Source organism: Paenibacillus sp. YIM B09110 (genome assembly GCF_037167145.1).
In the GTDB taxonomy this organism is placed as follows: Bacteria; Bacillota; Bacilli; order Paenibacillales; family Paenibacillaceae; genus Pristimantibacillus.
The window spans coordinates 102,954-120,993 of the sequence record NZ_JBANSP010000004.1; the positions used below are offsets into that span (position 1 = coordinate 102,954).

An 18,040-nucleotide genomic window follows, 5' to 3' on the forward strand; every position below is an offset into this window, starting at 1 on the left:
TCATCTGTCCTAGCCATGGTTCGCTGCCTTCTCGGGCAATAATTCAGCGGCAACCTGGTACGGCTGCCCTCCCCCATGCCCCCCTGCTATTGCTACAACGGTGTGCGCAGGCGCCGGCTTAACTCCAGGTTGACCCAATGAATCGGATTTATCTACTTCATCCTTCAATATCTCCCACGCTCTTTGGCGCAGCTTAACGAACGCCTCGGAATTGCGAATATCGGCCGGACGCGGTCGCTCCAGCGGAATGTCGATCAACTCTTTAATTTTTCCGGGTCTTGCCGTCATGACCGCGACCCGATCCGCCAAGAAGATCGCCTCATCCAGACTGTGCGTGATGAACACGATCGTTTTTTTCTTCGAATCCCAAATACGAAGCAGCTCCGACTGAAGGATTTCCCTCGTTTGCGCGTCAAGCGCAGCGAAGGGTTCATCCATGAGCAGCACATCCGGTTCATAAGCGAGCGAACGGGCAATCGCTACACGCTGCTTCATGCCGCCGGACAGCTCATGCGGATAACGGTTCTCGAACGCTTGCAAGCCGACAAGCTGGATATATTCACGCGCGATTTCCTTCCGCTCTTTCGCTCGAACCCCTCGAATTTGCAGGCCAACCTCGACGTTCTGAAGCACCGTGCGCCAAGGAAACAGCGCATAACCTTGGAACACGACGCCGTGCTTCTTGTCGACGCCGTTGATCGGCTTGCCGTCAACCTCGATATCTCCTTCCGTCTGGCGGGATAGCCCCGCCAATATATTCAAGAAAGTCGACTTGCCGCAGCCGCTCGGTCCGAGTATAGCTAGAAATTCTCCTTCTTTGACGTCTAGATCGAAGTCGTCGAGCACGGATATACTGTCTTTCTTGCCAGCCTCATTTAATGCTTTAAACTGCATGCCAACCTTTCTCGCCGCTATCTTTACCGTCATAGCTGAGCCTCCTTTGGATTTGCTTTCGACCTTGCATCAATACCGTGCCAGAATTGCTTATATCTTTCACGCAGCACCTGTACGGGATATTGTCTGAACAACTCTGACGACTGCACAATTGGATCTCCAAACGCATGCAGCTCATGCAGCTTGCGCTTAGCAGCCTCCGCGCTTCCCGAGAGCCGCCAAGCCAGCTGGAGGATCGTTGGCTTCTCCCCCAACTCCCTTTGCTGCAAGAGATGCTGGTCACGCAAAAATATGCCGGCTCCTATTCTTTGCAACACTTGCACGGCATGAGCATAATAGAGGCCGCCCGCTTTGCGAGCTGCTTCCAGCGGAACACTCGAAGGCAGAACAATTCCGGTTAAGCTGGCATCCGCCCCAATCTCCGAAGCATGGATCAGCGCTTTTAACGTCTCCACATTTTGAATAACCTCGCCTAAGTCGCCTTGAATATGCAGCTCCTTGACCTCACCTGTCAACTCCGCCAGAGCGAATGCCGTGCCCGTAACAAGCTCCAGCGCATCAAGCTGTCTCGATACCCATTGGTAGTCGGCGATTGCTTTGACTTGGTGATGACCAAGCAGCCTGCGAAGCTCGGGAGCATCGTTATCGTGCAATATCCTCTCCCTCGGTATCGCTACTTGTTCGTACGACACCTGAACACCCGCGCTCAGGCTCTCTGATTGGACTCCATTCGGTCTGAGTTCCAATCCAGCAGATTGTACGGGAATAAGAACTGCAGAAGCAGGCGCTGCTTCCCCTTGTTCGCGAATGAACACCAGTAATTCGTCCGCGAACAGCGCATCGGAGTCAAAGGTCTGCTCGCCATGCAAAGTTATACCTTCCTTCGTATGCTGAACAATCGGCAGATCCGCGTTTTTTCTAACTATAGGCTGGAGCGAAGTCGTAATAATCGAACGCTGCTTTAAGCTTTGCTGGAACAGTACCGCCAATCGTCCTTTAGCTGCTGGCGGATTCACCGAAGATAACAAGGATACATGTCCGTACCACCCCGCAAGCAAGGAATGTGCGTAATCAGCCCAACCGTTTCCGAATATGGAACCGCCGCCCGTTAAGCTGTAATATCCGGTTCTCTTGCGCCTCAGCTCATCCAGTGAGCTCGGCAGCAGATAGGCCTGCTCCCGGAGCGGATGCTCTGCATTGTCCGTTACGTGCGCGACTTTCGTCCATTCACGGACATAGGCTGCATGCTCCTCCGCAGCGCCGATGAGCTTCTCACCCAGTCGAATGGAACGCCGGCTTGTCGTTGCGATTGTCTCCTGACTTTTGTTCGTCGTCATCTTTCTCCTCCTACCTCTTCACGGAATGAAAAGAGGCCTCATCCGCCCTATTAGGGGTGACAAGACCTCCGGTTGACCGGTCGGTTTCGATTGTGCTCTCGAATGATGATTGAGCAACGGCAGGGTGCGGAGGTCTTTTGAGTCCTAAATTGCCCCTTAACGTCGTTCCCTCGTATTCGGTACGGAATAACCCTCTGCGCTGCAGCTCAGGTACAACGAGCCGGGTGAAATCCTCTAAGCCGCCTGGCAAATAAGGAGGCATAACATTAAAGCCGTCTGCCGCGCCATTAACGAACCATTCCTCCAATTGATCGGCAATCTGGACAGGTGTGCCAAGAATCTCACGATGTCCTCTAGCTCCTGCGATTCGTTGATACAATTGTCGAATCGTTAAGCCCTCTCGTTCCGCCAAATCCTTCAGCAGCGTGAAGCGGCTTTTCCCTCCGTTAATTTGCTCGAGCTCCGGAAGATCCGGCAACGGGCCGTCAACAGGGTACGGACTTAGATCCACGCTAATCAGATTGGAGAGCAAGCTTACCCCAGCCTCCAAAGGAATCAGCTGCTCCAATTGGGCTTTCTTCTCTATCGCTTCTTCTTCCGTACGTCCAATGATCGGGAATACCCCCGGCATGATGAGCAGCTCATCCGGCGAACGACCGTATTTGCTTAGCCGTCCCTTCACATCCGCATAAAAGGCTTGTGCCTCTTCTAGCGTCTGCCAGGCGGTGAAGATAACCTCTGCCGTTCTTGCAGCAATCTCCTTGCCTGGCTCGGAAGCACCTGCTTGCACAATGACCGGATACCCTTGTACGGGTCTAGCCACGTTGAGCGGACCGCGAACGGAGAACCATTCCCCTTTATGATTAAGCGTATGCAGCTTGCTTCTATCGGCGAATACCGCATTATCCTTGTCATAGACGAATGCATCATCCTCCCAGCTGTCCCACAAGCCCTTCACCACATCAAGAAATTCTTGCGCGCGCTCGTAACGAAGCGAATGGAGCAAATGGTCATCCTTGTTGAAGTTTTTCGCTTCGGCTGAATTTCCCGATGTAACCACATTCCAGGCTGCCCGGCCATCGCTAAGATGATCGAGCGATGCGAATTTGCGGGCTACGTGAAACGGCTCATTGTACGTGGTTGATACCGTCCCGACCAGTCCGACATGCTCGGTTACCGAGGATAGCGCGGACAACAGCGTAATCGGTTCTGGCCGCACCGTAACCGTCTGAGTAACCGCTTCTGGATACGTTTCAGATACTGCATAACCGTCAGCAAGAAATAACAAGTCGAACTTGCCTTGCTCCGCGATTTGGGCCAGCTTTTTGTAAAACTTGAAATTCAACACTTCCGAAGCTTCCGTATCCGGATATCTCCACGCCGCCACATGATGGCCGGGCGTCATTAAGAAAGCGCCTAGCTTGATTTGCCTGTTTGCCTTACTCATTGGTCTGCCTCCTCGTTCAATTGCGTTAATAAAATAAAAAAACCGAAGACGCGCTATCTGATTAGATAGGGTCTCCGGTTAACCGGTATACCGTTTATTCCTAGTGGATTAGTATGTTTTGAATGGTATCATATAAAATTTCCAGCGTCAATCGGATTTTCCAAAATTTTTTATTGCGACGATTTTCGATGATTTTGGTTTTGTTGTATTTTGTTTTCCGTGCCTTGGTCAGTTGCTTTATAGAAAGCAGCTCCGTGCAAAGCGTCGGGCAAGTACTGCTGCTTCACGTAATGGTTCGGGTAATCATGCGGATACTTGTACCCTTCATGCCCGAGCTGCAGTGCGCCCTTATAATGCGTATCGCGCAGATGCAGCGGTACTTCGGCATTGCCCGCCCGCTCGATCGCTGCGGTTGCATTGCCGATGGCGATCGCTGTGGCGTTCGATTTCGGACTCTCGACCGCGAATAGAATTGCCTGCGAGATATTGTACTTCGCCTCCGGCCAGCCGATCTTGTGATAGGCGTCCATCGCCGTCACTGCCTGGATCATCGCCTGCGGGTTCGCAAGACCAATGTCCTCGCTGCACGCGACGATAAGCCGCCGAATGAACGTCATCGGGTCCATGCCCAGCTTCTCTACCGCGTACAAGAACCAGAACAGCGCTGCGTCGCTAGAACCCCGCACGCTCTTGTGAAACGCCGACAGCACGTCATACTGCGTAGACATGTCGGCGCGTATGGACGGCTTGCGCACTGACTCCTGCGCAACCTCCAGCGTAATGCGCACCGAGCCGTCGGGCTCGGAAGGCGTCGTCACCGCCGCCAGCTCAAGCGCATTGAGCGCCCGGCGAATATCGCCGCCGGCCATCGAAGCGATATGCTGCAGCGCTTCCTCATCGGCATGCAACGTCATGAAGCCGAGGCCGCGCTCGCGATCCACGAGCGCCCGGCGCATCGCCTCGTATGCATGCTCCTCGCCTAGCGGCTCCAATTGAAACAGCGTCGAGCGCGACAGCAAAGCGCCGTTCACATGATGGAACGGATTTTCCGTCGTCGCCCCTATGAAAATAATAATGCCCTGCTCCACCGCAGGCAACAGAGCGTCCTGACGCGACGTGTTGAACCGGTGCACCTCGTCCAGAAACAGGATCGTCTTCTTGCCGTACATCGATTTGCTTACTCGGGCACGGTCGATAACCTCCCGCACATCCTTCACCGACGCATCGACCGCATTCAGCTTAACAAAATCTCCTGCCGTCTTCAGCGATATAATATGAGCCAGCGTCGTCTTGCCGCATCCCGGCGGACCGTATAAGAGGATCGATGACACTTGGTCGCCCTCTATCGCCCTGCGCAGCAGCTTGCCCTCTCCCACAATATGCTCTTGTCCAATATATTCATCCAGCGTCTGCGGACGCATTCGATCAGCCAGCAGCCTGGCCCTCGGCGCTTCTTCCTCTTGGTATGAAAATAAGTCCATGTTGTCCCTCTACCTTCTCCACCTGTTAATCTATTAGCTCGATCATAGCATACAAGCACATTTGTTCGCCAGCGTTGCGGCAAACAGCGGGAGATTAAGAATGTTACGGTGTCTGTAAGGGCACATGTGCACTTACAAAGCAAATGTATAGGTTGGAGCACACTATAGACTGCGTGTAAGCGCATATATGAGCTTACAGCGGGAGGTCGGGAATGTTACTGTGTCTGTAAGAGCATATGTGCCCTTACAGACACAAAAAGGACCACTGACCTAAGCGGCACTAGCCGTTTAAGTCATGGTCCTTTCTCATTTTAAAGCTTGTCCGTCGGACGCTTCAGGCCGTGCTCCAGCTTCTCGATCATCGAGGCAATCCGCTTCGTACGCGTATCCTCGCGCTTCGCTTCCGTTACCCAATTGACGTAATCGCGGCGCATGGCAGCAGTCAGCGTTCCGAAGAACTGCTCGGCTGCCGGCGACTGGCCGAACGCTGCGGCTACATCCTCAGGGATTACAGTCTCGGCCTGGATCGAAGAGGATTGCACCGCCGATGTCACAGAAGCGGCAGCAGATTTCTTCGCGTTCGATGGCTTCTTCTTGACAGCAGATGCGGAGCGATAGCGCATGACCGACCACGTATCGTCCATCGAGATCATCGCAACGCCTTCCATCCCCATCGTCTGCATGAGCTTCCAGCCCGTATCCCGGTTCAGATCGGTCTTAATCTTCGACGTCCCCTTCGGATACGCGATCCAAAGCATGCCGTCTTCCTTAAGCGAGCGAATCACGGACGGACCTCTCGCCTGCAGATCGGCGAGTGTGCTGGCGAACAGCAGGACGTAATCGTAATGCCCTTCGCCAGCCTCAGCCTCCACAGCCCGCTCGGATAAGCCAAGCTCCGTCAAATAGCTGCTATCGGGCGGCTGAATGACGAGCACTGCCATCTCGGAACTTAGGCGCAGCTTCTTGACGAGCTCCGCATTCATACCTTGATGCCTCCGGCCTCCAACATATCCTTAACGACAACGCTGACCATAATAAGTCCGGCAACTGGCGGAACGAAAGCGTTGCTTGCCGGCGGCTGCTGCGCTTTGCGAATTTCCGGCGCGTTCTCCGGCACGATTCGCTGCGTAACATCTTCGCGAGGCTTATTCGGCAGCTCGGACGAGAATACGACCTTAACGCCCTTCTTGATGCCGTCCTTGCGCAGCTTCGTGCGAACGACGCGCGCTATCGGATCGGTATGCGTCTTGGAGATGTCGACGACTTGGAACTTCGTCGGATCCATTTTATTAGCAGCGCCCATGCTGGAGATGAGCGGTATCTTCCGCTCCAGACATTGCTTGATCAAGTGGATTTTGTACGAAATCGTATCCGATGCATCCACAACGTAATCGAGCGGATAAGCAAACAATTGCTCATACGTCTCTTCCGTATAGAACATCCGCAGCGAAATGGCCTCGCATTCCGGATTAATAAGCTTAATGCGGTCGCGCATCAAATCTGCCTTCGGCTCTCCGACTGTCGTCGTCAAAGCATGAATCTGCCGATTGATATTCGTAATATCGACAACGTCCTTGTCGATCAGAATAATGCGGCCGACGCCGGTACGCGCCAGCGCCTCAGCCGCGATCGAGCCTACGCCGCCGATGCCGAGCACGGCAACCGTGCTCCCCTTCATCAGCTCGAGCCCTTCAGGTCCTATCGCCAGCTCCGTACGTGAAAATTGATGAAGCATTCAGCTGCCGCCTCCTTTGCTAATCCTCGTTTATTATTCGCCTTGTTCCTTTGCTGCTCCAACTGCTGCCGGTGCCGGCTTTGGCTTAAGCACGGTACGAATATGAAGCTGCTCAAGCTGCGACAATTCCACCTCGGAAGGCGCATCGCAGAGCAGATCCGTTGCGCTTGCCGTCTTAGGGAAGGCAATTGTTTCACGCAGGTTCGTGCGTCCGGCAAGCAACATGATGAGACGGTCGAAGCCGAAGGCGATACCGCCGTGTGGAGGTGTTCCGTAATCGAACGCGTCAAGCAAGAAGCCGAATTTCTCATGCGCTTCTTCCATCGAGAAACCAAGCGCTTTGAACATTTGCTCCTGCACGTCGCGTTTGTAGATACGCATCGAACCGCCGCCTACTTCGTAGCCGTTCAGAACAAGGTCGTACGCTTGAGCGCGGATTTGTCCTGGGTCGGTATCGAAGAAATGAATGTCCTCTTCGTTCGGACGCGTGAACGGGTGATGTTCCGCAACATAACGTTTCGCTTCCTCATCATAACCAAGCAGCGGGAAGTCAACGACCCATGCGAATTTGAATTGCGACTCGTCGATCAGACCTAGGTCGCGGCCGAGCTTCAGGCGCAGGTTGCCAAGCACGTCGGCAACGACTTTTTTCTTGTCGGCGGAGAAGGTAAGCAAGTCTCCTTCTTCGACTTGAAGACGCTCTGTCAATGCCGCGATTTCTTCCGGCTTCAAGAACTTCACGATCGGACCGCGCCATTCGCCGTCCTTCACCGTGATCCAAGCAAGACCTTTGCCGCCGTAGCGTGCCGCGAACGGTTGTAGATCATCAAGCTCCTTGCGGCTCCAGCTTGCGCAGCCTTTCGCGTTCAACGCTTTGACAACGCCGCCGCCAGCAGCAACGCTTGCGAATACTTTCACTTCGCTCGTCGATACGATGTCCGTAATGTCTTGAATTTCCAAGCCGAAACGAAGATCCGGCTTGTCGGAGCCGTATTTGTTCATAGCGTCCGCGTAAGTTATGCGTTGGAAAGGAAGCGCCAGCTCGACGCCAATCGTCTCGCGAAGCAGCTTAGCAGCAAGCTGTTCCATAAGAGCCAGCAATTGATCCTGCGACAGGAACGAAGTCTCGATGTCGACTTGCGTGAATTCCGGTTGACGGTCAGCGCGAAGATCCTCGTCGCGGAAGCAGCGTGCGATTTGGTAGTAGCGCTCAATGCCGCCGACCATCAGCAATTGCTTGAAAATTTGCGGCGATTGCGGAAGCGCGAAAAACTCGCCTTCATGCACACGGCTTGGTACCAAGTAATCGCGAGCGCCTTCCGGCGTGCTCTTCGTCAGGATTGGCGTTTCGATGTCGATGAAGCCTTCGCCGTCAAGGAAATCGCGGAAAATCTTAGCCGATTTCGAGCGAAGCAGCAATGTTTTTTGCATCTCTGGACGACGCAGGTCCAGGTAACGGTATTTAAGACGAAGCGATTCGTCTACTTCAACGCCGTCCTCGATTGGGAACGGAGGTGTCTTCGCTGCGTTCAATACTTCAATCTTCGTTACGCGAATTTCAATCTCGCCTGTTGCCAGGTTCGCGTTGTACGTTTCCGGATCGCGTTCTACGACTTTGCCTTCTACGGCAAGAACGAATTCGTTACGGGCACGGTCGGCTATTGCGAGCGCGTCACCGGAGAAATCGGGGTTGAATACCGTTTGTACGATACCCGTGCGGTCGCGCAGATCGATAAATAATACGCCGCCAAGGTCGCGACGACGTTGTACCCAGCCGTTCAAGATTACCGATTGGCCTACGTCGGCTTTCGTCAAGCTGCCGCAGTTATGCGTTTTTAACATCATAGTCATAATGTTCATGCTCCTCTTCTAATGGGTGATAAATTCATTCCATCGTTCATCTATTTAATTGTTGCTTGTACCCAATATTTCGTCGGCAAGCTTATCCAGCGCGACTTGGCGCTGCTCGCCTTTGGCCATATCCTTCAGCGCAATCTCGCCGCGTGCAAGCTCGTCGTCGCCAAGGATAGCTGTAAACTTCGCTTGCAGACGGTCGGCTGACTTCATCTGCGCCTTCATCTTACGGCCGAGGTAATCGCGCTCCGCGCGTACGCCGCGCTGACGCAATTGATAGACAAGCTTCGTTACTTCGCGCTCGGACGCTTCGCCCAACGCTACGAGATATACATCCACCTCATTCAGCGCCGGCAGCTCGGTTGCCTGATGCTCAAGCAGCATGATCGTCCGCTCAAGTCCAAGGCCGAGGCCGACGCCCGGTTGATCGGGACCGCCAATCTCTGCGACAAGACCGTTGTAACGGCCGCCGCCGCCGATCGTATCGATCGCGCCAATGCCTTCCGACTTGTATTCGAAAGCGGTATGCGTGTAGTAATCGAGACCGCGGACGAGTCTGTGATTAATCTCGAACGGGATGCCCATGTCGCTAAGATACATTTTTACTTTGTCAAAATGGTTGCTGCATTCCTCGTCCAAGCTGTCCAAAATCGACGGCGCGTCCGTGAAGTGCTGCTGATCCACTTTGCAGTCAAGCACGCGCAGCGGATTGCGATCAATGCGCGACTGGCAGTCCTTGCAAAGCAGTTCCCGCTTCGGCTCCAGGAAAGCAAGCAGACGCTCTCGGAACACCGCTCTAACGGCTGGCGTACCGACCGAATTGATCTCGACGCGGACGCCTTTCAGACCAACCTCGGTGTAGAATGTGTAGCCGAGCGCAATTACCTCTGCATCAATCGCCGGATCTACCGAACCAAGCGCCTCGATGCCGAACTGATGGAACTGACGGTAACGCCCCGCTTGCTGGCGCTCGTACCGGAACATCGGCCCCACATAATAGAGCTTCGTTACGTCTGGCTCGCCATACAGCTTATTCTCGACGTATGATCGGACAACGCCTGCCGTTCCTTCCGGGCGCAGCGTAACGCTTCTGTTGCCGCGATCGGTGAACGTGTACATCTCTTTCTCCACGATATCCGTCGTCTCGCCGACACCGCGTTGGAACAACTCCGTCGATTCGAAGATCGGCGTTCTTATTTCGCGAAAATTATACCGGCGGCAAATATCGCGGGCCTTCTGTTCCGCGTACTGCCATTTCTCCACCGCGCCCGGCAAAATATCCTGCGTTCCCGGAGATTTTTGAAATGCCATTGTAAAGCCCCCTGCCATTGTTAGTCATTTGCTCATTTAAACACAAAAAAACTCTCGCCCTAACGGCTTGCGCCGAAAGGGACGAGAGTGTATCTCCCGTGGTACCACCCACATTCCGAGCCGCTTCCTAATGGAAGGTGACTCGCTTCAAAACGGTTAACGTCCGTTAGCCGCAGCCAGCTACTTCTACGTGAGGTCAAGCTTGATAGCTTGCGCACTACAAGGTTCACTGTCTGTTCTCCGGGAGGTCTGTTCATTCAATCGTTATAAGGACGCTTGCAGCCAAGTGGCGTCCCTCTCTGGGTATACGAGAAGAATTACTTTTTCCCATCAACAAATCCAATTTAGTTATACTGAGGACTTATTTTACCTGTCGCGACGTGTAAAGTCAAGCGGCTCTTATCTATGCTGCCCATACAAAGAAAAAAACCTACAAACGAGTTGTAGGTCCAAAAGTAAAATATATTTTAAAAAAGGGGGTCGAGGTTTATTATAGGACAGCAGTGTTAAGAAAAAGTTAGAGATTGATTACAGTAATATTACAAATTCGTAAGCGTTTTTACGACGAACCTTTGCCACTGTAATCTATGCCTTGTCTAAACCATCTAGAAGTGAGGCAAATCTCACTATTTCTGATGCCATCCTCATTCAAATCGACCGCCTGCTTCGTTTCTCGCACAAGCAGTGAGGCAAACCTAACTTCCCGTGAACCTAGCTTCATGGGTAATGAGATTTACCTCACTAACTCGATTAAGCAATCGTCATTTGCATAATATAGTGAAATCACCTTCACCTTTTAGTGAGTCAGCCTCACTGTTTCATCGAAGCTAAGGATTGTCGCGCCGCGGATGCTGGGGAAATCCTGCCCACTCCTCGGCCGCCTCTACATCCTCTTCCAGCTCGGCCATCGCTCTCGCTTCCCGTCGATCCGGATGAAGCAGCCTTCTCATCGCGCGCTCTATCCCTTGCTCCTTGCGTGATTGATGCATAAGCGGTATCTTCCTCCAATTCACATATTAAAGCCGCCCGCCTTCGGCAAGCCGCCGTATCATGCTTATTGTTGCCCGCTCCTGCACCATTTAAGCGCCGCTCTCCAAAATAAGCGTCACCGGTCCGGAATTAATCAGCTCCACGTCCATCATCGCGCCGAAACGTCCAGTCTCGACTTTAAGCCCGCGTTCACGCAGCGCAACGTTGAACGCATCATACAGCGGCTCCGCTTGCTCCGGCCTAGCTGCCGCCATGAAGTTCGGTCGCCGCCCCTTCCGGCAGTCCCCATACAGGGTGAATTGCGATACCGACAGCAGCTGTCCGCCGATATCGGTTACGGCTAGATTCATTTTGCCCGACTCGTCCTCGAAAATACGCAGTCCCGCCACTTTGTCAGCCATCCATTTCACATCGTCAATCGTATCCTCGTGCGTAATGCCTACCAGCAGCACGAGACCAAAGTCGATTGCTCCTACGGTCTCGCCATCAATAACTACCTTCGCTTGCTTGCTTCGTTGTACGACGACTCTCACTTCACTAATCCCCCACAAGCGTAAACGGCTATCGCCGTCCTTTGGCGGCGTATGCTAACGTTTCGCGGATGAAATATAGGCGCATGTATAAGAGTGAAATTTATACTCCTATATTTTATGTAAAACGCCAGCACACAAGCATGTATGCTGACGCTCCTTCGTTTATTGCATCGTCCGTTGCACGGAATAGATGTCCTGCACTCGCTTAATGCGCTCGACCACGGATGACAGATGATCGATGTTGCGGATGAGCACCGTTATATGGATGAGCGACATTTTGTTTTTGACCGAACGGCCTGTCACGGCGGAAATATTCGTCTTGCTCTCGGATACCGCCTGCAGCACCTCGTTCAGCAGACCTCGGCGGTCATGACCGGTGATCTCGATGTCAACGCTGTAATTGGCGTCCGTCGATTCTTCCCACTCGACCTCAATTACGCGCTCCGCTTCTTCACCGTCCATGCCGAACGGGATGTTTTGGCAATCCATGCGGTGAACGGATACGCCGCGCCCGCGCGTTATATAGCCGACAATCGCGTCTCCAGGCACAGGATTGCAGCAGCGTGCGTAACGAACGAGCAGGTTATCGATGCCTTTCACCGTAACGCCATGATTCGGGCGCGGTTTCTTCGCACCGGGAGACTTAAGCTCCTTCGGCTCGCTTGTCAGCTCGATCAGATTCGCCTCTTCGGCTTCCTTGCGCATCTTCTCCGTCAGCTTCGTGCAGATCTGTGCTGCCGTTATGCCTCCAAAGCCGATGGCCGACATCATATCCTCAATATCGTTGAATGCGAACTTGCCAGCAGCATCCTGCAGCTTATCCTCGCTCAGCCAAGCAGACGGCTCAAGACCAAGACGCTTCAGCTCGCGCTCCAGCAGATCGCGGCCCTTCGCCACGTTCTCCTCGCGCTTCTCCTTCTTGAACCATTGCCTGATCTTGCTTCTTGCATGGGAAGACTGAGCGATCTTCACCCAATCCTGACTCGGTCCGTACGAATGCTTGGAGGTCAGAATCTCGACAATATCGCCGGTCTTAAGCTTATGATCAAGCGGAACGATTCTTCCGTTTACTTTCGCGCCAATCGTACGGTTTCCGACTTCCGTATGAATGCGGTATGCGAAGTCTAGCGGAACGGAGCCCGCAGGCAGCTCAATTACTTCTCCGCTCGGTGTAAATACGAATAATAAATCGGCGAAAAAGTCCATTTTGAGCGATTCCATAAATTCGGATGCATCACGCGCTTCGTGCTGAAGCTCCAAAATTTCGCGGAACCACGTCATCTTATCCTCGAAACTTCCGCCTGGTACAATCGAGCCTTCCTTGTACGCCCAATGCGCCGCGATACCGTATTCGCTCGTCCGATGCATTTCCCATGTACGAATCTGTACTTCGGTCGGCTCGCCGTTAGGACCGATGACCGTCGTATGAAGCGATTGGTACATATTGGCCTTCGGCATAGCGATATAGTCCTTGAAGCGGCCCGGCATCGGCTTCCAAAGCGTATGAATAATGCCCAGCGTCGCATAACAGTCCTTGATATTGTCGACGATGATCCGAATAGCCATCAAATCGTAAATTTCGTTGAACTGTTTGTTGCGGCTGGTCATTTTTTTGTAAATGCTGTACAGATGCTTCGGTCTGCCCGAAATATCGCCTTCAATACCCATTTCATCGAGCTTCTCGGTAATTCTTGAGATGACATCCTCAATAAATTGCTCGCGTTCAGCCCGTTTCTTCTTCATCAAATTGGCGATGCGATAATATTGCTGCGGATTCAAATAACGAAGAGCGATGTCTTCCATTTCCCATTTGATCGCCGAAATACCGAGCCGGTGCGCGATTGGGCAGAAGATCTCGAGCGTCTCGTAAGCGATCCGCCGCTGCGCCTCCTCGGACTGGAATTTAAGCGTCCGCATATTATGAAGACGATCCGCCAATTTAATCAAGATAACGCGAATGTCCTGCGCCATGGCGACGAACATTTTGCGATAATTTTCGTTCTGCTGCTCTTCTTTCGACTGGAAACGGATTTTCTCCAGCTTCGTAAGGCCGTCGACAAGCATCGCACAGGTTTCGCCAAATTTCGCGCGCACGGTCTGCAAATCAACCGTTGTATCTTCTACAACGTCATGAAGCAGCGCTGCGATAATCGACAGCACGTCCATCTGCATATCCACAAGGATGTCTGCAACCGTAACCGGATGAAGGATATAGGGCTCTCCCGATTTTCGAACTTGTCCGTGATGGGCTTGTTCCGCGAAATCATAGGCTTCCTGAATGCGTATGAGGTCTTGCTCTTTCATATAGGCGGATGCCTTCTCAAGTAATTGCTCAATGCCCATGAAACTTCCCTTTCCAAGCGTAAACGGCTGAAGCTGAATATCAGCGGAAGCTCGTTTCGCGATGAAATTTATGCTGTGATGGTGATACCGGAGATCCAATCACCAATAAATTTAAAGCGTAAACGGCTGAAGCTGAATATCAGCGGAAGCTCGTTTCGCGATGAAATTTATGCTGTGAATATAATGTCGGTAATTCTATCGAAAGCATCGCAGTTGAGGACTGCCCATGCGTTTTCCGAGTTTTCTAATATTATGCCTGTAACTACAGCATTGCGTCAACTGTTCAGCGTAAACAGCTGCCACTGCTAATTTCCTCTATTATTGGCAAAAACCGCCCTTCCCGCGTCCATAAGGCAGCGAGAGTGGCGGTTGATCCCGCTGCGGGCAGCGGGTTGGTCGTTAGTTATAGGTCATAAGCGAGAATACATCAATGCCTTCCAGCTTCTCGCGTCCCGTTAAGTATGCAAGCTCGATCAAGAATGCAGCTCCCACAACTTCTCCGCCAAGCTGACGAATAAGGTTGATTGAAGTCGCAGTTGTGCCGCCCGTCGCAAGCAGATCGTCAGCAATCAGTACACGCTGACCCGGCTCAATCGAATCTTTATGCATAGCAAGTTGATCATTGCCGTACTCGAGGTCGTAGCTTGCCGTAATCGTCTCGCCCGGCAGCTTGCCGCTCTTGCGAATAGGGGCGAAGCCTACGCCTAGCGCAAGCGCAAGCGGAGCTCCTACCACGAAGCCGCGCGCTTCAGGACCTGCAACGATGTCGATCTTCATATCAGCAACGGCTTTGCGCATTTCTTCAATAGCTGCGCGATAAGCGCCGCCATCCTTAAGCAAAGTCGTAATATCCTTGAAACGAATGCCTGGCTGCGGGAAATCATGGATTACCCTTATATAATCTTTAAAGTTGTATTCTGTATTCGACACGAACCGTCAACCCTTTCTATTCCTTGTATCACTGTTCTATCCTAACATAATCTACGCTTTCTGCAACATGGCAATTTCTCGCGCATCCGTATAGCGTTTTGAAGTGGATAAGTCCCGCTTGCTAGGAGACAATGCCGCGTTCATCAAGCCGTCTCGCCGTTCAATGAAAGCTAACTCCTCGAAGACGTCCAGCATTAGCTCTATCGTCTCGCGAGGCATTCGATGCTGGATTGCAAGCTTGGCGACTAAGCCGTCAAGCGGAGCGCTGCCTAGCTTCTTGAGCTGCTGGTATATAATAATAAACTGCTCCCGTTCGGGGAACTGATTCTTTTTCTCTACCGCTTGGTAATGAAGATCTTGCAGTTGAAGCTGAGGCTTGCGTCTCCCGTTCCATTCATTGATCGATAATTCCCCGATGATATCGATCGAACAGCCCGGATCCAACCCTTCCGATATCGGTCCCATGCTGAAGCCAATGGCGTCAAGCAGCTTTCTGCCGCTTCCGAGCAGCAGCTTCAGATGCTTCGACTCTTTGCCTATCGTTCGTTTCTCTGCAAGCTCGACCGACTGGAACAACAACCGCGGAGAAAGGTTTCCCATCCCGAATGGTTCAAGCTGAGCAAGCTGCGTGACCGTTTCTAACGATGCGTCATCCAGCTTGCATACAACATCGACTGCCGTCTTCGGGATCCAGTCCTCTTCGGTAAGCCATGTTTCCGCAAGCTCGCATAACCTCTGCTCGAACGCCTTCAGATTGTCGCGATGCAGGCTCATGCCAGCGGCGGCCTGATGTCCGCCATAATGATCGAGCCATTGCTCGCATTCCGTCAAGGCAGCGTGCAGATCATAACCTTCTATCGATCTAGCCGACCCTTTGCACATACCTGACTGTTCATCGATACCGAGTATGATTACCGGTTTATAATTCCGTTCGAGCAGCTTCGAAGCTACGATGCCGATTACGCCGACATTCCAGCCTTCCCCTGCAAGCACAATGACCGATGGCGAAGGCTTGCCTGACTCTTCCGCCGCTGCGCACTTTGCAAGCCACTGAAGCTCGGCATCCTTTACCATCGATTCTACAATACGCTGGCGTTCCTTATTTAAGCTGTCGAGACCCGATGCGGCTAATATAGCTGTATCGTAATCGGTCGTCGTTAATAGCTCAACGGCCCGCTTCGCATGATCGAGGCGTCCTGCCGCATTGATACGCGGCGCGATACCGAAGGCGACAGACGTTGACGTCATGACATCAAGCTCAATGCCGCAAGCCTCAGACAACGCTCGGAAGCCGACACCCGCATCGGAGCGAATCCGCTCTAAGCCATATTTGACAAAGATGCGATTCTCATCGACTAGCGGCATTAAGTCCGCAATCGTGCCTAAGCTGACAATATCGGTCCATTCAAGCGGCGGGCGCTCCAATAGCGCCGTAGCAAGCTTGAACGCTACGCCGACGCCTGCAAGCCCCTTGAACGGATAACCGCAGCCCTGCTGCTTCGGATTAACGACCGCATACGCGTTCGGAATACGCTCGGGTGCCTCGTGATGATCGGTTACTACTACTTCTATACCGAGCTCCTTCGCGTATTCGATCTCTTCATAAGCGCTTATGCCGGTGTCGACCGTAACGATCAGCTTAACGCCTTCCTCGGCCGCCAGTGCGATTGCCGCGCGGTTCATACCGTACCCTTCCAATGCGCGATGCGGAATATAATAATCAAAATGATAGCCTAAATGACGAAATAAATAGATAAGCAACGATGTGCTTGAGACGCCGTCGGCATCGTAATCGCCGTATATGCGAATTTTGTCCCCGACAGCTCCGGCAGCTCGAATGCGCTCCACAGCCTTATCCATGCCTAGAAGCAAATACGGATCGTGAAGATGTTCTTCCCCTCCGTTAATAAAGCGCGTTGCCGCCTCAGGGCTGTTATGACCTCGCTGGACAAGCAGTCTCGCAACAAGAGACGGTACGCGAAGCGCCTCCGCTATAAGACCGGCTTGGCGTTCGTCCTGCTCGCTCCATGGCGCGATCTCCCATCTTGTCTTCCTATGGATCATTTTCAAGCTTCCCCCTTCCGCTGTCTGCTCACAGCCATTATTGCAGCAGCGTTGGCACCTGCTCCTGATTCGGATCATGATTCGATTTGTACGGATATCCTGGATCGTACGGCTCTACATATATAGATACATCAGTCAGATGCAAAAATCGTTTCATCAGCAGTTGCTTTACACGCTTAGCTATTTCCTGTCCTTCAAGCACGGTAATCCGCGGATTAACACTAATGACCACATCAGCAACAACGTAATGTCCATGTTCCCTAGCGCGCAGCGCTTCAACCGTTACGACACCTTCCACCCGTTGAATGAGCTGCATAAGCTCATCCGGATCTTCTTCATGAGCCTCTTGCTTGGCGTCCTTCCGAGCGATTGCCTGTACCAATTGGAAGCCGTTGTATACGACAATAACGGCTATGACGAGCGCCGCCGCCGGGTCAAAATAATATAGCGCAGAAATGTCCAGCGCCTTCCCGGCCATTGCCGCACCGGCACCAATAAAGGCCGCGAGCGAGCAATACAGACCGGAATGCCTCTCCTTCTGTGCTGAGAACAGCTCTTTGAAAAGCCAGCCCGCAGCAATCGCCACAAGCGCGCTCCAGTGAGGCGCATCAACAACTCCCTCTACTAATTCGCGGATGGCCGAGATACCAATCTCCAAACCGATAATGAGCAGCAGGACAGACATTAAAATTCGTGCACCAGTACTCGAGCCGGACACTTGCGTACTCGTCGATATCGTCTTCTTATTTTCCTTACGCAGACGATTGTCGCGCAAGCCTGACAGCGCGGCAAAAGCTCCCGCAGCCTCGGCAGCCGAGCGGAATGCGTCAGCAAGCAACGCTTTGCTGCCCGACAGCCAGCCGACAACGCCTTTTATAATTGTAAGCAGCATGTGTCCCCATAAGCCGGACCATCCTTCGGCCTCTGCTTGTGCATATCGCTGTGCGGTTGACATGGCACCTGCACCCTCCTAAAAAGTTTTGCGAAGCAAAACTTACTTCGTAAGCATTAACTTAAAGTTTTGCGAAGCAAAACTTACTTCGTAAGCATTGACTTTTTCCTTTTGCAGCCTCATAAGCGAGGCGAGCGGCTAGGCTCGCTTGCGCAAACCTAACCGCTGC

14 protein-coding genes are annotated in these 18,040 nt (G+C 52.7%); all 14 read right to left on the bottom strand.

Going from position 1 to position 18,040, the window contains the following annotated elements; genetic code table 11:
- Window positions 1-9: 9 nt before the first annotated feature.
- The 14 genes from V8F51_RS07200 to V8F51_RS07265 all read right to left on the bottom strand — a co-directional run bounded on the left by V8F51_RS07200 (window position 10) and on the right by V8F51_RS07265 (window position 17,874).
- Window positions 10-927 (bottom strand): ABC transporter ATP-binding protein, encoded by a 918-nt coding sequence (locus V8F51_RS07200; RefSeq protein ID WP_337099494.1) that lies wholly within the window; start codon window positions 925-927, stop codon window positions 10-12.
- Window positions 924-2,231, bottom strand: a complete 1,308-nt coding sequence (locus tag V8F51_RS07205; RefSeq protein WP_337099495.1) for a 4-hydroxyphenylacetate 3-hydroxylase C-terminal domain-containing protein — start codon at window positions 2,229-2,231, stop codon at window positions 924-926. The genes V8F51_RS07200 and V8F51_RS07205 overlap by 4 nt, the downstream gene beginning before the upstream one ends.
- 10 nt (window positions 2,232-2,241) lie before the next feature.
- Entirely contained in the window at window positions 2,242-3,678 is a 1,437-nt protein-coding gene (locus V8F51_RS07210; protein ID WP_337099496.1) for an LLM class flavin-dependent oxidoreductase, read from the bottom strand.
- Window positions 3,679-3,848: 170 nt separating this feature from the next.
- A complete protein-coding gene (locus tag V8F51_RS07215; RefSeq protein WP_337099497.1) occupies window positions 3,849-5,159 on the bottom strand; it encodes a replication-associated recombination protein A in 1,311 nt (436 codons plus the stop codon).
- A gap of 311 nt (window positions 5,160-5,470) precedes the next feature.
- Window positions 5,471-6,142, bottom strand: coding sequence for a YdeI/OmpD-associated family protein (locus V8F51_RS07220; protein WP_337099498.1), 672 nt, complete (start codon window positions 6,140-6,142; stop codon window positions 5,471-5,473).
- The gene (locus tag V8F51_RS07225; RefSeq protein WP_337099499.1) at window positions 6,139-6,894 is read right to left on the bottom strand and encodes a tRNA threonylcarbamoyladenosine dehydratase; all 756 of its coding nucleotides are present in this window, start codon (window positions 6,892-6,894) and stop codon (window positions 6,139-6,141) included. Before V8F51_RS07225 ends, V8F51_RS07220 begins: the two co-directional genes overlap by 4 nt.
- Window positions 6,895-6,927: 33 nt before the next feature.
- Window positions 6,928-8,739 carry an aspartate--tRNA ligase gene (gene aspS, locus V8F51_RS07230; protein ID WP_337099830.1) on the bottom strand — a complete coding sequence of 604 codons (1,812 nt, stop codon included), beginning with the start codon at window positions 8,737-8,739 and terminating at the stop codon, window positions 6,928-6,930.
- A gap of 60 nt (window positions 8,740-8,799) precedes the next feature.
- Complete coding sequence (hisS, locus tag V8F51_RS07235; RefSeq protein ID WP_337099500.1) at window positions 8,800-10,059, bottom strand: histidine--tRNA ligase; 1,260 nt, start codon at window positions 10,057-10,059, stop codon at window positions 8,800-8,802.
- Between the two features lie 827 nt (window positions 10,060-10,886).
- Window positions 10,887-11,048, bottom strand: coding sequence for a hypothetical protein (locus tag V8F51_RS07240; protein WP_337099501.1), 162 nt, complete (start codon window positions 11,046-11,048; stop codon window positions 10,887-10,889).
- A 90-nt stretch (window positions 11,049-11,138) separates the two neighbouring features.
- Entirely contained in the window at window positions 11,139-11,582 is a 444-nt protein-coding gene (gene dtd, locus V8F51_RS07245; protein WP_337099502.1) for a D-aminoacyl-tRNA deacylase, read from the bottom strand.
- A gap of 162 nt (window positions 11,583-11,744) precedes the next feature.
- A complete protein-coding gene (locus V8F51_RS07250; RefSeq protein ID WP_337099503.1) occupies window positions 11,745-13,925 on the bottom strand; it encodes a RelA/SpoT family protein in 2,181 nt (726 codons plus the stop codon).
- Window positions 13,926-14,324: 399 nt separating this feature from the next.
- A complete protein-coding gene (locus V8F51_RS07255) occupies window positions 14,325-14,855 on the bottom strand; it encodes an adenine phosphoribosyltransferase (RefSeq protein ID WP_337099504.1) in 531 nt (176 codons plus the stop codon).
- A gap of 51 nt (window positions 14,856-14,906) precedes the next feature.
- Entirely contained in the window at window positions 14,907-16,919 is a 2,013-nt protein-coding gene (gene recJ / locus V8F51_RS07260) for a single-stranded-DNA-specific exonuclease RecJ (protein ID WP_337099505.1), read from the bottom strand.
- Window positions 16,920-16,956: 37 nt separating this feature from the next.
- A complete protein-coding gene (locus V8F51_RS07265) occupies window positions 16,957-17,874 on the bottom strand; it encodes a cation diffusion facilitator family transporter (protein ID WP_337099506.1) in 918 nt (305 codons plus the stop codon).
- Window positions 17,875-18,040: the final 166 nt, after the last annotated feature.

Bases quoted from the DNA above. Each gene is read 5' to 3' on its own strand.
- V8F51_RS07265 (WP_337099506.1), bottom strand. From the start codon at position 17,874: ATGTCAACCGCACAGCGATATGCACAAGCAGAGGCCGAAGGATGGTCC.
- V8F51_RS07220 (WP_337099498.1), bottom strand. From the start codon at position 6,142: ATGAATGCGGAGCTCGTCAAGAAGCTGCGCCTAAGTTCCGAGATGGCA.
- aspS (WP_337099830.1), bottom strand. From the start codon at position 8,739: ATGATGTTAAAAACGCATAACTGCGGCAGCTTGACGAAAGCCGACGTA.
- V8F51_RS07250 (WP_337099503.1), bottom strand. From the start codon at position 13,925: ATGGGCATTGAGCAATTACTTGAGAAGGCATCCGCCTATATGAAAGAG.
- V8F51_RS07210 (WP_337099496.1), bottom strand. From the start codon at position 3,678: ATGAGTAAGGCAAACAGGCAAATCAAGCTAGGCGCTTTCTTAATGACG.
- hisS (WP_337099500.1), bottom strand. From the start codon at position 10,059: ATGGCATTTCAAAAATCTCCGGGAACGCAGGATATTTTGCCGGGCGCG.
- V8F51_RS07205 (WP_337099495.1), bottom strand. From the start codon at position 2,231: ATGACGACGAACAAAAGTCAGGAGACAATCGCAACGACAAGCCGGCGT.
- V8F51_RS07240 (WP_337099501.1), bottom strand. From the start codon at position 11,048: ATGCATCAATCACGCAAGGAGCAAGGGATAGAGCGCGCGATGAGAAGG.
- V8F51_RS07225 (WP_337099499.1), bottom strand. From the start codon at position 6,894: ATGCTTCATCAATTTTCACGTACGGAGCTGGCGATAGGACCTGAAGGG.
- recJ (WP_337099505.1), bottom strand. From the start codon at position 16,919: ATGATCCATAGGAAGACAAGATGGGAGATCGCGCCATGGAGCGAGCAG.
- V8F51_RS07200 (WP_337099494.1), bottom strand. From the start codon at position 927: ATGACGGTAAAGATAGCGGCGAGAAAGGTTGGCATGCAGTTTAAAGCA.
- V8F51_RS07215 (WP_337099497.1), bottom strand. From the start codon at position 5,159: ATGGACTTATTTTCATACCAAGAGGAAGAAGCGCCGAGGGCCAGGCTG.